The organism is Streptomyces sp. CB02414 (genome assembly GCF_001905385.1).
Taxonomy (GTDB): domain Bacteria; phylum Actinomycetota; class Actinomycetes; order Streptomycetales; family Streptomycetaceae; genus Streptomyces.
This window is the reverse complement of sequence record NZ_LIPF01000007.1, coordinates 451076-464673: the sequence shown is the minus strand read 5'-3', so window position 1 is coordinate 464673 and position 13598 is coordinate 451076. Positions and strand designations below refer to the sequence as shown.

General features: G+C 72.2%; 13 protein-coding genes and 2 pseudogenes. 8 read left to right on the top strand and 7 right to left on the bottom strand.

From position 1 onward, the window contains the following. Positions 1-92 precede the first annotated feature (92 nt). From paaA to AMK11_RS24485, 6 genes are all read left to right on the top strand, one after another. A complete protein-coding gene (paaA, locus tag AMK11_RS24510; RefSeq protein WP_073730170.1) occupies positions 93-1070 on the top strand; it encodes a 1,2-phenylacetyl-CoA epoxidase subunit PaaA in 978 nt (325 codons plus the stop codon). Beyond that, positions 1067-1369: a 1,2-phenylacetyl-CoA epoxidase subunit PaaB gene (gene paaB, locus AMK11_RS24505; RefSeq protein ID WP_073730169.1), complete on the top strand. Its 303-nt coding sequence runs from the start codon at positions 1067-1069 to the stop codon at positions 1367-1369. The genes paaA and paaB overlap by 4 nt, the downstream gene beginning before the upstream one ends. Positions 1370-1378: 9 nt before the next feature. Further along, complete coding sequence (gene paaC, locus AMK11_RS24500) at positions 1379-2206, top strand: 1,2-phenylacetyl-CoA epoxidase subunit PaaC (protein ID WP_073730168.1); 828 nt, start codon at positions 1379-1381, stop codon at positions 2204-2206. After that, complete coding sequence (gene paaD / locus AMK11_RS24495; RefSeq protein ID WP_073730167.1) at positions 2200-2706, top strand: 1,2-phenylacetyl-CoA epoxidase subunit PaaD; 507 nt, start codon at positions 2200-2202, stop codon at positions 2704-2706. Before paaC ends, paaD begins: the two co-directional genes overlap by 7 nt. After that, positions 2706-3824 (top strand): 1,2-phenylacetyl-CoA epoxidase subunit PaaE, encoded by a 1119-nt coding sequence (gene paaE / locus AMK11_RS24490; protein WP_073730166.1) that lies wholly within the window; start codon positions 2706-2708, stop codon positions 3822-3824. Before paaD ends, paaE begins: the two co-directional genes overlap by 1 nt. Positions 3825-3958: 134 nt before the next feature. Further along, positions 3959-5431 (top strand): DUF6351 family protein, encoded by a 1473-nt coding sequence (locus AMK11_RS24485; RefSeq protein ID WP_073730165.1) that lies wholly within the window; start codon positions 3959-3961, stop codon positions 5429-5431. 21 nt (positions 5432-5452) lie between these two features. On the opposite strand, the pseudogene AMK11_RS24480 reads toward AMK11_RS24485, so the two are convergent. Both AMK11_RS24480 and AMK11_RS24475 read right to left on the bottom strand, forming a co-directional pair. After that, positions 5453-6045, bottom strand: a pseudogene (locus AMK11_RS24480) (hypothetical protein). Between the two features lie 18 nt (positions 6046-6063). Further along, entirely contained in the window at positions 6064-6660 is a 597-nt protein-coding gene (locus AMK11_RS24475; RefSeq protein WP_073730164.1) for a tellurite resistance TerB family protein, read from the bottom strand. A 202-nt stretch (positions 6661-6862) separates the two neighbouring features. On the opposite strand from AMK11_RS24475, the pseudogene AMK11_RS38700 reads away from it, so the two are divergent. Both AMK11_RS38700 and AMK11_RS24465 read left to right on the top strand, forming a co-directional pair. Next, positions 6863-7002: pseudogene (locus AMK11_RS38700) on the top strand (RidA family protein); the annotation flags it as partial. A 99-nt stretch (positions 7003-7101) separates the two neighbouring features. Further along, positions 7102-8031: an SDR family oxidoreductase gene (locus tag AMK11_RS24465; protein WP_241847068.1), complete on the top strand. Its 930-nt coding sequence runs from the start codon at positions 7102-7104 to the stop codon at positions 8029-8031. Between the two features lie 24 nt (positions 8032-8055). On the opposite strand, the gene AMK11_RS24460 is transcribed toward AMK11_RS24465, so the two are convergent. The 5 genes from AMK11_RS24460 to AMK11_RS24440 are packed head-to-tail and all read right to left on the bottom strand — an operon-like array spanning position 8056 to position 13555. Beyond that, the gene (locus AMK11_RS24460; protein ID WP_073730162.1) at positions 8056-8949 is read right to left on the bottom strand and encodes a Gfo/Idh/MocA family protein; all 894 of its coding nucleotides are present in this window, start codon (positions 8947-8949) and stop codon (positions 8056-8058) included. A 54-nt stretch (positions 8950-9003) separates the two neighbouring features. Then, complete coding sequence (locus tag AMK11_RS24455) at positions 9004-10203, bottom strand: ROK family transcriptional regulator (protein WP_073730341.1); 1200 nt, start codon at positions 10201-10203, stop codon at positions 9004-9006. Positions 10204-10220: 17 nt separating this feature from the next. After that, positions 10221-11105, bottom strand: a complete 885-nt coding sequence (locus AMK11_RS24450; RefSeq protein WP_073730161.1) for a carbohydrate ABC transporter permease — start codon at positions 11103-11105, stop codon at positions 10221-10223. Beyond that, entirely contained in the window at positions 11102-12121 is a 1020-nt protein-coding gene (locus AMK11_RS24445) for a carbohydrate ABC transporter permease (RefSeq protein ID WP_073730160.1), read from the bottom strand. Before AMK11_RS24445 ends, AMK11_RS24450 begins: the two co-directional genes overlap by 4 nt. Positions 12122-12151: 30 nt before the next feature. Then, positions 12152-13555 (bottom strand): ABC transporter substrate-binding protein, encoded by a 1404-nt coding sequence (locus tag AMK11_RS24440; protein WP_073730159.1) that lies wholly within the window; start codon positions 13553-13555, stop codon positions 12152-12154. Positions 13556-13598 lie beyond the last annotated feature (43 nt).

The window sequence follows — 13598 nt, the reverse complement described above, 5'->3', positions numbered from 1 at the left end:
AGTGCGACCGGCGGGGCCTCGGGGTCTTGCCCGGCGCACGGAAAGACGTCACACTGATACCGAACGAATGGTCGGTTGGGAAGCTGGTGACGATGACCACGACAGACGCCGCCGAGGCGCCGCCCCCGCAGCCCTTGCAGGAGCACTTCGACGCGACGATCGCGCGCGACCAGCGCGTCGAGCCGCGCGACTGGATGCCCGAGGGCTACCGCAAGACGCTGATCCGCCAGATCGCCCAGCACGCGCACTCGGAGATCATCGGCATGCAGCCGGAGGGCGAGTGGATCACCCGCGCGCCCTCGCTGCGCCGCAAGGCGATCCTGTTCGCCAAGGTCCAGGACGAGGCCGGCCACGGGCTCTACCTGTACTCGGCGGCCGAGACGCTGGGCGCCGACCGCGCGGACCTCACCGAGCGGCTGATCGACGGACGCCAGAAGTACTCGTCGATCTTTAACTACCCGACGCTCAGCTTCGCCGACGTCGGTGTCATCGGCTGGTTCGTGGACGGCGCCGCGATCTGCAACCAGGTGCCGCTGTGCCGCAGCTCCTACGGGCCGTACGCGCGCGCGATGGTGCGCATCTGCAAGGAGGAGTCCTTCCACCAGCGCCAGGGCTACGAGCTGCTGATGACGATGATGCGCGGCACCGACGCCCAGCGCGCGATGGTCCAGGACGCCGTGGACCGCTGGTGGTGGCCGTCCCTGATGATGTTCGGCCCGCCCGACGACGCCTCGCCCAACTCGGCGCGTTCGATGGCCTGGAAGATCAAGCGGCACAGCAACGACGAACTGCGGCAGCGCTTCGTCGACATGACCGTCCCGCAGGCCGAGAAGCTCGGCGTCACCCTGCCCGACCCTCAGCTGCGGTGGAACGAGGAGCGCGGGCACCACGACTTCGGCACCCCCGACTGGGACGAGCTGATGCGCGTCATCAAGGGCGACGGCCCGTGCAACGCACAGCGGATGGAGCGGCGCCGGACCGCCCACGAGGAGGGCGCCTGGGTGCGCGAGGCGGCCACCGCCCACGCCGCCAAGCGGGCCGCCCGCGCGGAGAAGGGAGCGGCGACATGAGCGCCGAGAAGCCGGACCAGCAGGGCTGGCCGCTGTACGAGGTGTTCGTGCGCGGCAAGCGCGGCCTCAACCACGTCCACGTCGGCTCGCTGCACGCCGCCGACGACGCGATGGCCCTCACCCACGCCCGCGACCTCTACACCCGGCGCAACGAGGGCGTGAGCATCTGGGTCGTGCTCTCCGGGCACATCGCCGCCTCCACCCGCGACGAGAAGGACCCGTTCTTCGCCCCCAGCGCAGACAAGGTCTACCGCCACCCGACCTTCTACGACATCCCCGACGACGTCCCGCACATCTAGGAGCAGGGCATGAGTGACGACCACGTCTACCTGACCCTGGCCGAGGGGCACGAGGACGACACCCGCTGGGCCTACGGCACCGGCTTCGAGGACCCGCTGCACGGGGTGGACACCACCGTGCCGGAGGGCGTCGACGCAGGTGAACTGGCCGCCGAGTGCGTGGCGCTCGCCGACGACGCCCTGGTGAGCGCGCAGCGGCTCGCCGAGTGGGTCACACGCGCGCCCGAGCTGGAGGAGGAGGTGGCGCTGGCCAACATCGGCCTCGACCTCCTCGGCCAGGCTCGCCTGCTCTACTCCCGCGCCGGCCAGGTGGACGGCAGCGGCCGGGACGAGGACGCCTACGCCTACTTCCGGGACGCCGGCGACTTCCGCAACGTGCGCCTGGCCGAACTGCCAGGGGGCGACTTCGCCTTCGCGATCGTGCGGCTGCTGGTGCTCTCCAGCTGGCGCCTGGCCCACTTCCAGCGGCTGGCGGCCCACCCCGACCCGGTCCTCGCCGCCGTCGCCGCCAAGGGCGTCAAGGAGCTGACCTACCACCGGCAGTACGCCGCCGAGTGGACCGTGCGGCTGGGCGACGGCACCGACGAGTCGCACCGCAGGACGCGCGCGGCGCTGGAGCAGGTCGCCCCGTACGTCGACGAGCTGCACGCCACCCACGACGTGCGCGAGGAGGTCGCCGACGTGCTCCGGCAGGTCACCGAGGCGGCCGGGCTGCCCCTGCCCGTGTACCGCCCGCTGCCCGGTTCCGGCCGCGCCGGCGAGCACACCGAGCACCTGGTGCCGCTCCTCACCGAGCTGCAAGGTATCGCCCGCGCCCACCCGGAGGCGACATGGTGACCGCGCTCCTCGACGCCCGTCGCGCCCGGCACATCGCCGAGCAGGTCCCCGACCCCGAGCTGCCCATGCTGACCCTGGCCGACCTCGGCGTACTGAGGGACGTCGAGGTCACCGGGGAGGGCGCGGTCGTCGCGAGCCTCACCCCCACCTACTCGGGCTGCCCGGCGATGGCCGAGATGCGGGCCGACGTCGCCGCCCGGCTGCGGGCGGCGGGATACGACCGGGTGGAGATCCGCACGGTCCTCGACCCGCCCTGGACCAGCGACTGGATCACCGAGCCCGGCCGCCGCAAGCTCGCCGAGCACGGCATCGCCCCGCCCGGCGCCGCCCCGCGCGGCCCCGTCCCCCTCGTCCTGTCGCCCACCCGGCCCGCGGTGCCCTGCCCCCGGTGCGGCTCGCGGGACACCGAGGAGACCTCCCGCTTCGCCGCCACGTCCTGCAAGGCGCTGTGGCGCTGCCGGGCCTGCCGCGAGCCGTTCGAGCACGTCAAGGAGATCTGATGGCCCCGACCGCCCCCGCCTCGGCGTCCGCCGCCGCACCGGCGGTACGCACGCGCCGCCGCCCGGCCTTCCACCGTCTGCGCGTCGCCGCCGTCGAGCGGCTGTGCGCGGACGCGGCGGCCGTGAGCTTCGAGGTCCCCGACGCGCTGGCCGGGGAGTTCGCCTTCACGCCCGGCCAGTCGCTCACCCTGCGGCGCGAGGTCGACGGCCGGGACGAGCGCCGCTCGTACTCGATCTGCTCGCCGGCCGGTTCCGTCCCGCGCATCGGGGTCCGGGTGGTCCCCGGCGGCCTGTTCTCGTCGTGGCTGGTGAACGAGGTGCGGCCAGGCGACACCGTGGAGGTGATGGCCCCCACCGGCATCTTCACGCCCGACCTGTCCACCCCCGGCCACCACGTGCTGGTCGCGGCCGGCTCGGGCGTCACGCCCATGATGTCCATCGCCGAGTCGGTGCTGGCCGCCGACGACCGCTCGACGGTCACCCTCTTCTACGGCAACCGCCGCACCGGCACGGTGATGTTCGCCGACGAACTGGCGGACCTGAAGGACCTGTACCCCACCCGCTTCCACCTCGCCCACGTGCTGTCCCGCGAACCCCGCGAGGCCGAGGTGCTCTCCGGCCGCCTGGACGCCGAGCGGCTGGCGGCGCTCGTCGACAACCTGGTCGACGTGGAGCGGGCGGACCACTGGTGGCTGTGCGGCCCGCAGGGCATGGTCGCCGACGCCCAGCGGGTCCTGGCCGGCCTCGGCGTCCCGCCGGACCGCGTCCACCGGGAGCTGTTCTTCGCCGAGGACGAGCCCGTCCGGGAGGTCCGGCACGAGGAGGCCGGCCCCCAGGGACCCGTCAGCGAGGTCGTCATCACCCTCGACGGCCGCTCCACCACCTCCTCCCTGTCCCGGGAGCGGACCATCCTCGACGGCGCCCAGCAGACCCGCCCCGACCTGCCCTTCGCCTGCAAGGGCGGCGTCTGCGGCACCTGCCGCGCCCTGGTCACCGACGGCCGGGCCGACATGCGCCGCAACTTCGCCCTGGAGGACGCGGAGGTGGCCGCCGGGTACGTCCTGACCTGCCAGTCGTACCCGGTCTCCGAGAAGCTGACCGTGGACTACGACAGCTGAGTCATCCGTGGGGTCCGACGGACGCGGGAACACTATGAACGCAATGATCGAAGGGGTGGCTCCGGTTCCCGCGCGTTCCCAACATCGCGGCTCGCGGCGCAACTTCGCGCGCGCAGCACGTACAGGAGCCGCCCGTGACCACACCGCATGCGCCCACCCGTGTCCCCTGGGCCGCGCCCCGCCGACGCCGTCCGGCAATCCTGGCCGCCGTCCTGGCCGCCGTCCTCCTCGGCACCCTCGGCAACGTGTCCGCCGCCCCCGAGCGGGCCGCCCGGCCGGGCACGAGCCCGGCCGCCGCCGACTGTCCGGCGGAACTGGCGGGCAAGGCACGCTGCTACACCGGCCGGGACGCGAACGGCGCCCACTACGCGATGGCCGTGCCGAGCCGCTGGAACGGCTCCCTCGTCGTGCACGCCCACGGCGGCCCCGACCTCGGCGAGGCCTCCGACCCGGCCCGCGGCACCGAAGACCTCCAGCGGTGGGCGGTGATGGTCGAGGAGGGGTACGCGTGGGCCGGCTCCGCCTACCGGCGGGGCGGCTACGGAGCCAGGATGGCGGCCGCCGACACCGAGAACGTACGCCGGCTGTTCACCGAGCACTTCGGCCGGCCGGAGCGGACGTACCTGCACGGACAGTCCTGGGGCGGCAACGTCGCCGCCAAGGCCGCCGAGACCTACGGCGGCCGGCCGGGCGCCTACGACGGGGTGCTGCTGACCAACGGCGTCCTCGGCGGCGGTTCGCGCGGCTACGACTACCGGGTCGACCTGCGGGTCGTCTACCAGTACTACTGCCGCAACCACCCGCGCCCGAGCGAGCCGCGGTACCCGCTGTGGCAGGGGCTGCGCCCGGACTCCACCATGACCACCGCGGGGCTGCGCGCCCGTCTCCAGGAGTGCACCGGCTACGCCTCCGACCCGGCGGAGCGCACCACCCGCCAGCAGCGCAACCTCGACGACATCCTCGCGGTGACCGGCGTCCCGGAGCGCACCCTGGAGTCCCACCTGCGCTTCGCGACCTTCACGTTCCGGGACATCGTCGCGAACCGGCTCGGCGGCCGCAACCCGTTCTCCAACCGGGGCGTGCGCTACTCGGGTTCGCACGACGACAAGGCGCTCAACGCGGGCGTCGAACGCTTCTCGGCCGACCCCACCGCCCGCCGGGACCTCTCCTACGACAGCGACCTCACCGGCGAGGTCTCCCTGCCGGTCCTCACCCTGCACGCGATCGACGACCCCACGGCCTTCGTGGAGCACGAGGCCGCCTTCCGCGCCACCCTCCGGGGCGCGGGCCGGGGCGGGAACCTGGTCCAGACGTTCACCGACGAGCGCGAGCACAGCTCCCTGAGCGACGCCGAGTACGCCAACTCCCTCGCGGCGCTGGACGACTGGGCGCGCTCCGGCCGCAAACCGACGCCGCGCTCGATCGCGGCCTCCTGCGCCGCCTTCGACGCGGAGCACGGCGGCGGCTGCCACTACGAACCCGGGTACCACCCGGCGTCCTACGCCTCCCGGGTGCGGCCCCGGCCCGGCGGGCTGGACTGGCCCGCCATGACGGCCGCACAGGAGCGGGCGTGGAGCAGGATCGACGGGGTCGGGATCGCGCCGTAGCGGAGCGGTCGGGGCGGAGGTTCAGCAGGTCTCCGCCAGTACCGCCCGGATGACATGGCGGGCGTTGCCCGCCATCGCGGGGTTGGTCCCGCGGTCGTACGGGAGCGCGATCAGTGCCTGGGTGAGTGTCCGCGCCCGGCCGCGGCGCCAGGTCGCGTCGTCCACGCCCAGCGTCTCGCGGAAGACCTTACGGGCGGTGGCCGGAAGCAGACGGCGGCCAGGGCCTCGCAGCCGACGCCCTCCTCGGGAAGGGCGCGCAACGCGTCGAGGGCGGCCCGGGTCCCCGCGTCGAGCGGGCCGCCGCGACGAGCGACCGGTGCGCCCGGCAGGGTGACGTCGCGCATGGCGGCGACGAAGCGGGCCAGGTCCCCGGCCAGCGGCTCGGGTGCGGTCAGTGCCCCGGCCTCGGGGATCGTGGTGGGCAGCAGGGGCGCGAGGCGGGGCAGCCACTCGCGCTCCGCCGTCACGTCCCCGGCCCCGCCCGCCACCAGCGGCAGCCGTACGGCCATGTCGTCGCCCAGCCGGTCCATCGCGTTGACCGTGCCGCCGGAGGGGAAGCGCTCGCCGGGCAGTCCCCTCCACCGAGGGAACTGCCCGGCGACCGACTGCCGCACGAGGCCGGCGTCGAGGGATCAGACCCCGAACTCCGACGGCGGCACGCCGAGGGCGGTGCAGGCCTCGCGGATCGCGTACTGCTCGGACGGCTCGAAGACCCCGTCGGCACCGGCGATGACCATGCCGGTCTGGATGACGGCCCGGGCCTCCGCGGGCTTCTTGGCGGCCTTGGCGATCACCTGAAGGGCCTCGCTCCTGCCGAGCTCGAAGTTGGCGAGGAGCTTGTCCACGTGCTGGTTGAAACGCTGGCGGAGCTGGTCGGCCGGGAAGTTCTGCAGCACCTCGTTGGAGACGATCAGCTCCTCCACGCGCTGGCGCTCCGCCGGCTCCACCTGGCCGTCGGCCGCGGCGACCAGCGCGCACATGGCCATGCTGGCGTCCCGGTAGGCACCGCTCTTGAGCTCGGTCTTGACCGACGCCAGCTGGGACTTGAACAGCCCGATCAGCTGGGCCTTGGAACCGCCCGAGGACGACGACCCCGACCCGCCGCCGACGCCCTGCTGCCCGTACCCCTGCCGCCCGTGTCCCTGCTGTCCGTGACCGCTTGCTCCCCGAGTGCCCTGGGACTGCTGGAAGGTCTTGGCCTGGTCCTTGATCTTGTCCCACATCGCCACTCGTGCCACCTCGGCTTCTGTTGCTGTGTATGCGTCTTGACTCTCACCAGCCTGAACGCCCCTGGGAGCCACGGGGTTCCCGGAAGGCAAAGGCGAGGCAAAGTGTCTCACGGCGGTGGCGCGGCCATCGGGACTTCTCGGTCACCAAAGGGTTCCTCAGTCACCGAAAAGTGAGATCGACGTCTGCCGGCAGGTGTCGATCGCCGCCGGTGCCTCCTTCGCGGACGTGACGAAGCTGAACGTCCTGGGAACGACCCCGGTGCCGCCCGCCACGCTCACGTCGCGGCGCTGGACGTGCCCGAGCACCTGATCGAGGTCGAGGCCACCGCGGTCGTCGACTGAACCGGTGGGTCGTTTGAGGCCCTGAGCTCCGGACATGCGGATTCTGTGCGCCGTCGGCCGACGGCGCCGACCGTGCAAGCGATCGTGTGGAGGCCAGTGATGGCGGAGAGGAACGGCATGGGCGGCGGACCGCTCGACCGTCCGGCGATGCCCCAGGAGGAGGCGGAGATCACCCCGCCCTACCGCTTCGAGCGCCAGCAGCGGCCCGGTCTGGAAGAGCTGATGGAGGTGCGCCCGCGCTACCTCGCCCCGAACTACCGCGGTTCCGGAAAGCTCACCGGGAAGGTCGCGCTGATCACCGGGGGCGACTCCGGCATCGGCCGCGCGGTCGCCGTGCTCTACGCCCGAGAGGGGGCCGACGTCGCCGTCGTCCACCTGCCCGAGGAGCACGGCGACGCCGACGAGACCCGCGCGGCGGTCGAGAAGGAGGGCCGCACCTGCCTCCTGCTGCCGGGCGACCTGTGCGACCCGGCGTTCTGCGCGGACGTCGTCGAGCGCACCGTGGCGGAACTCGGCGGTCTCAACGTCCTGGTGAGCAACGCCGCCTACCTCAACAGCCAGAACAGCCTCTCCGACCTGACGGCGGAGGACTTCGACCGGGTCTTCAAGACCAACGTCTACGCCTACTTCCACCTGGTCATGGCGGCCCTGCCGCACCTCTCCCACGGTGACGCGGTGATCGCCACCGCCTCCGAGGAGGCCCTCAAGGGCAGCGAGATCATGATGGACTACGCCGCCTCGAAGGCCGCCCTGGTGGTCTTCACCAAGTCCATCGCCCCGCACCTCGCCCAGCGCGGTGTCCGCGCGAACATCGTCTCACCGGGCCCCACCTGGACGGTGCTCAACCTGTCGGGCCAGCGGTTCACGGACGACTACCTGACCAACCTCGGCAGTTCGGCTCCGATGGGACGCGTCGCCCAGCCGGAGGAGGTGGCGCCCGCGTACGTGTACCTGGCGTCCGACGCGGACTCCAGTTTCACCGTCGGTGAGGTCGTCGCCGTGACGGGCGGCCTGACGGACACGCGCTGAGGCACCGGCCCGCGGTCCGGCCGGTCAGCCGTGCGCGGCCCGCTCCAACAGCCGCTGCAAGTACAGGCCGCGCCCCGCGTCGAGCGGCCCGGGAGTACCCGTGCGGACGGCCGTCGCGAAGTCGTGGCGCAGGACCGGCCAGCACTCCTCGTGGTCGATGCCGGCCGTGTCGTAGACCAGCGGCTGCGCCGCGCCGAAGAGTTCGACGCGGGTCAGGGTGCGGGGGACGGCCACGGAGCCGGACAGCGACGCCTGGCTCACCGCCCCGTTCTCGTGCTCGCAGGTCAGTTCGGCCCAGCGGCGCGGGTCGCCGGTGGCGCGGACGGCGGTGATCGGACCGACCGCGGTGTCCAGCAGGTCGAGCAGATGGGGACCGAGGTCGAGCAGTGCCCCGTGCTCCAAGCGCCAGCCGGTGGCGAGGTCACCGCCCAGGAAGGCGCCGTGGAGGTAGCGGGAGCGGGCGCCGGCCACCTCGAAGTCCCGTGCGGCCGCCAGGAAGGCCCGGGTGGCCGGGTGGTAGCGCTTGGTCAGTACGAGCTGGGAGACCACGCCCGCCTCGGTGACCGCGTCGGCCACGCGGCGGGCCGCGGACAGATCGGGGCCGAGCGGCTTCTCCAGCAGCAGGGCCTTGCCGCGCTCGGCCGCACGTGGTGCCAGTTCGGCCTGGACCGCGGGCGGCACGGCGAAGGCCACCGCCTCGCAGTGGTCCAGCAACTCGTCGAAGCCGGCGGCGACATGGGCGGCGTAGGGAGCGGCGGTCTCGCGGGCGGCCTCCGTGCGGCGGGCCCACACGGCGGTGAGCCGGGTCTCGGGCCCGGCGGCGAGTACCCGGGCGTGCATCGTCCGGGCCCAGGGGCCGGCACCCACGAGCCCGACCTCTACGGGGCGGTCGGTCCAGGGGGCGGGTTCAGCGGTCACGGTCTTCCTGTTCTGGTGGGGGCTCGGACGGGCGCGGTCCGGGCGGCGCCGCGCTCACGCCGTGAGCCGGTCGAGCCGCGCGTCGGCGCCCGCGGGGGAGTAGAGGTGCTCCACGACCATGGCGGCGGCCCCGATGAGCCCCGCGTGGTCGCCGAGCCGTGAGGTGACGACCTGGAGGTTGGCCGTGGCGCGGGGCATCGCCCGCTGGTACACCAGCTCGCGCACCCCGGTCAGGAACGGCACCCCGGACAGCTCACCGGCGATCATGAGCACGCCAGGGTTGAGCAGGGTGACGACCGTGACCAGCACCTCGCCCACTCGCCGGCCGGCCTCGCGGGCCAGCCGCACGGCGTCCGGGTGCCCCTCGTTGAGCAGCCGCCGGACGTCCCGCCCCGAGGCGGTGTCGAGGCCGAGGGCGGACAGCTCCTTGGCGATGGCCCGCCCACTGGCGACGGCCGCGAGGCAGCCGTGGGAGCCGCACATGCACAGCGCGTCGGACCGGTCGTGCAGACGGATGTGCCCGATGTCGCCGGCCCCGCCGTCGATGCCCCGGTAGAGCGTGTCGCCGATGACGACGCCCGCGCCGATGCCCGTGGAGACCTTCAGCAGGACGAAGGACGAACAGTCACGGTGGTTGGCCTGGTGCTCGGCCAGTGCCATCAGGTTGGCGTCGTTGTCCACGAGTACCGGGACGGCGCCGGCCTCCGCGTCCAGGCCCATTTGTTCCGCGTACGCCTTCCGCAGCCGCTCGCGGATGGGGTACCGGTCCCAGCCCGGCATGATGGGCGGCTCGATCACCCGCCCGGACTCCCAGTCGACCGGCCCCGGTACCGACAGCCCGATACCCGCGACGTGGGAGGCCGGGACGCCGGCCGCCGCGATCAGGTCGGGGAACCACTCGGCCAGCCGGTCCAGGACGTGCTCGGGCCCCTCGCCGACGTCCATCGGGCCGGTGTGCTCGGCCAGGATGGTGCCGGCGAGGTCGAGGACGGCGGCGCGGGCGTGCCGGGTCTCCAGGTCGAAGGCGATGACCGACGCGTGGCCCGGGTCGAACGCGATCCGGTGGGACGGCCGGCCACCCGTGGACTCGCCGGTGGTGTGGCGCAGCCACCCCGCGCGGTTGAGCAGGTCGAGGCGCTGACCCACGGTGGACCGGGACAGTCCGGTGGCCTGCTGGAGGTCGGCCCGGGTGTTGGCGCGGCCGCTGCGGATCAGCTGCAGCAGCGCGCCCGCGCTGGCCTGACTCGACGTCATCATGTGTCCCCCAGGGCTCAACTCTTGTCGGCGCCGCTGGTCAGACCCTCGGTCAGCAGTCGTTCGGCGGCGAAGAACAGAAGTACCACGGGGATCGTCAGCACCACGGAACCGGCCATCAGGATCGTCTTCGGCACCTCGATGCCGTTGGAGAGCTGGGCCAGTCCCAGGGAGACCGTCCACTGACCGGGGTCGGCGGCCAGGAACAGCAGCGCGAACAGGAACTCGTTCCACGCGATCATGAAGACGTACAGCCCGGTCGCCATCAGGGAGGGCAGGGCGAGCGGCAGGATCACCTTGCGGACGGTCTGCAGCCGCGAGCACCCGTCCAGCGCCGCGGCCTCCTCGATGGAGGCCGGGATGGTGACGAGGTAGTTCTTCAGCATGTAGATCGACACCGGCACGGTCTGGGCGACGTAGACGATGGCGAGACCGACCAGGCTGGAGGACAGGCCGATCTTCGCGAAGATGACGAAGAGCGGCACGGCCAGCAGGGTCGCCGGGAACATGTACACGGCCAGGAAGAGGGCGCTGACCTGGCGGTGGCCGAAGAACTTCAGCCGGCTGACGGCGTAGGCGCCGGGCACGGCGGCCACCAGGGTCAGTGCGACCGTACCCAGGGAGACGAGCGCGGAGTTGGCCAGGAACTTGAGGAACCCCTGGCCGCCGTCGTCGGTGGAGCGCAGTACGTCCTGGTAGGTGGAGAGGGTGAAGTCCTTCGCCGAGATCCACAGGGAGCCCGGGTCGAGCAGCAGCGCGTCGATGGGCTTCAGCGACAGCAGCACCATGTAGTAGAAGGGCAGGAGGGTGATCACGGCGAGGAACGCGATGACGATCCACCGCGCGACGCCGAAGAACCGCTCCTCGAACCGGGCCCGGCTCAGGGCCGCCTTCTGGGTCACGCTTCCTCCTGGACCTTGTTGCCGAAGAACTTGAAGTAGAGGCCCAGCAGGATCATCAGTACGAGGGCCAGGACGAGCGCCTGGGCGGCCGCGGCCCCCACGTCGTAGCGGGCGGTGAGGAAGTCGTAGACGCGCACCGCGGCCACGTCGGTGCCGGCGCCGCCTCCGGTGAGCAGGTAGACGTCGTCGAACTTGTTGAACGTCATGATGAAGCGCAGCACGCACAGCAGCGCGATGACCGGCATCAGCTGGGGGAGCAGGACGTGCCGGAAGCGCTGGGTGACGGTGGCGCCGTCGACCAGCGCGGCCTCCTCCAGGGTGTCCGGCACCGCCTGCAGCCGGGCCAGGATGAAGAGGAAGGCGAAGGGGAAGTAGCGCCAGCACTCGAAGACGATGACGGTCAGCAGCGCCAGCGGGACGTCGAAGTGCAGTCCGAGGAGGTTCACCTCGTACTCGCGGGTCGACAGGAACGCGATCGGGTCGTCCCAGCCGAACAGCCGCCGCCCCCAGTCGTTGACCACGCCGTACTGCGGGCTGAGCGCGACCTCCCAGACGAAGGCCACGGCGACGACGGGCGCGACGTACGGCAGCAGCATCGCGGCCCGCAGCACCCCGCGCCCCTTGAACGGCTTGCGCAGCGCGAGCGCGGCGACCAGGCCGAGGACGACCGAGCCGAGCGTGGAGCCCGCCGTGTAGAGCAGGGTGGTCCACAGGCTGGACCAGAAGCCGGCCGAGTCGAAGACCTGGGCGAAGTTGTCCAGGGACCAGTTGCCGAACAGGCCCATGCCCTGGATGTCGACGAGCTTGGCCTTCTGGAAGGCCAGCAGCACGGTCCACGCGATGGGCAGCACCACCACCACGAGGACCACGAGGAACGTGGGGGAGACGAACGCGAGGCCCGCGCGGTTGGCGCGGCGGCTGGCGGTCATCGGACGGCGGCGGGGTTCGGCGGGCCCGTCCGTGGACCGGGGGCCGGTGTCCCGGCGCTGCGGTGCGCCGGCTGGGGCTGTAGTCATGAGGGACCTTCGTGAGGTGCAGGCGGGCGGCTACTGCAGGGACTTCTTCAGGGCGGCGACCTCTTCGTCGGCGTCGCGTGCCGCCTCGGACGGAGAGATCTGGCCGCTGGTCATGGCGCCGACGGCCTTCGGTACGGGGAGTTCGCCGTTGGTGGCGCCGACCAGGGCTCCCTCGCCCTGGGTGATGCCCCAGCGGCGCATGTCGCTGACGCCGTCGGCGAGCTGGTCGAGCAGGCTGTCGGGGAAGACCTCGTCGAGGGGCTCGCGGGTGTCGACGCCGATGTCGCTGTGGCGCCAGGCGTCGAGGTAGCGCTCGGGGTCGGCGGCCGTGCCCTTGCGGACCGGGATCTTGCCCTCGGGCGCCATGCCGAACCAGGACTCGTATCCGGTGCCCATCATGTACTCGATGAACTCGCGGGACGCCGCGGTCTCGGCCGTCTTCGTGGTCACCCACGAGGAGATCTCGCCGAACTGGGCCGGCTCCTTCGCGTCGGGGCCCTTCATCGCGGTGATGATGCCGCTGTTGTCGGCCAGGTACCGCGGGTTCTGCTCGCATTCGGGGCAGCTGGGCAGGGCGTCCTTGCGCAGGCCGGCGAGTTCGTCGAGCAGGAACGACGACCAGATGACCATGGAGGACCGGCCCGCGAAGTACGTCGCGCGGGTGGAGTCCACGGTCTGGGTGCCCGGGGCGCCGTAGACGCGGGCGAGTCGGTCGTAGGTGCGGAAGGCGGCCTCGCACTGCGGGGACTCGAGGGCGACCTCGTGCCGGTCGTCGACCAGTTGGCAGTCGTTGGCCAGGGCGATGCTCTCGAAGCTCTGGGACGTGAAGGCGTCGCTGGGATCGGTGGCCGCGGAGATGCCGTCGTGGCCCCCGGTGGTCAGCGCCTTGGCGGCGGCCAGTGCCTTCGCGTACGTGTCGGGAGCGGGCAGGCCCTGCTGCCCGAACTGGTCCGTGCGGTAGACCAGCAGCTGCAGCCAGGCGTCGGAGGGCACACCCAGACTGGTGCCGCCGTCGGAGGTCAGCTCCAGCGCGTTGGCGTTGAAGGTGTCGCGCCCGAGTCCGTCGACGATCCGCTTCGGGATGTCGGTGTTCAGCAGGCCGTTGGTGTACATCTGCCAGACCTGGCCCATGGGGGCGGCGCCGATGACGTCGGGCAGGGTGCCCGACGCCGCCGCGGACATGATGAGCTGCGGCATCTGCTTCTCGTCGACCCCGACGAGTTTCACCTTGACGCCGCTCTTCTTCTCGAACCCGTCGATGACCTTCTGCGTCGCGGCGACGCGGTCGGGCAGGTTCTCCTGCGACCAGACCGTGATCTCACGGTCCGGTGTGCCGGGCCCGGTGCTGCCCGCGCAGCCCGAGAGCAGCCCGATTCCCATGGCTGCCGTGACGCCGACCGCGGTCGTCCTCGACCGCAGGGTCCTGATGCGCATTGAGTGTCCTCGTTCCGGCTTACGTCTGCTCGCCACGCATCAC

What these genes read in the sequence shown, in the direction of transcription:
- paaE (WP_073730166.1), top strand. Translation starts at nt 2,706, where the DNA reads ATGGCCCCGACCGCCCCCGCCTCGGCGTCCGCCGCCGCACCGGCGGTA.
- AMK11_RS24465 (WP_241847068.1), top strand. Translation starts at nt 7,102, where the DNA reads ATGGCGGAGAGGAACGGCATGGGCGGCGGACCGCTCGACCGTCCGGCG.
- AMK11_RS24440 (WP_073730159.1), bottom strand. Translation starts at nt 13,555, where the DNA reads ATGCGCATCAGGACCCTGCGGTCGAGGACGACCGCGGTCGGCGTCACG.
- paaA (WP_073730170.1), top strand. Translation starts at nt 93, where the DNA reads ATGACCACGACAGACGCCGCCGAGGCGCCGCCCCCGCAGCCCTTGCAG.
- paaC (WP_073730168.1), top strand. Translation starts at nt 1,379, where the DNA reads ATGAGTGACGACCACGTCTACCTGACCCTGGCCGAGGGGCACGAGGAC.
- paaD (WP_073730167.1), top strand. Translation starts at nt 2,200, where the DNA reads ATGGTGACCGCGCTCCTCGACGCCCGTCGCGCCCGGCACATCGCCGAG.
- AMK11_RS24455 (WP_073730341.1), bottom strand. Translation starts at nt 10,203, where the DNA reads ATGACGTCGAGTCAGGCCAGCGCGGGCGCGCTGCTGCAGCTGATCCGC.
- AMK11_RS24445 (WP_073730160.1), bottom strand. Translation starts at nt 12,121, where the DNA reads ATGACTACAGCCCCAGCCGGCGCACCGCAGCGCCGGGACACCGGCCCC.
- paaB (WP_073730169.1), top strand. Translation starts at nt 1,067, where the DNA reads ATGAGCGCCGAGAAGCCGGACCAGCAGGGCTGGCCGCTGTACGAGGTG.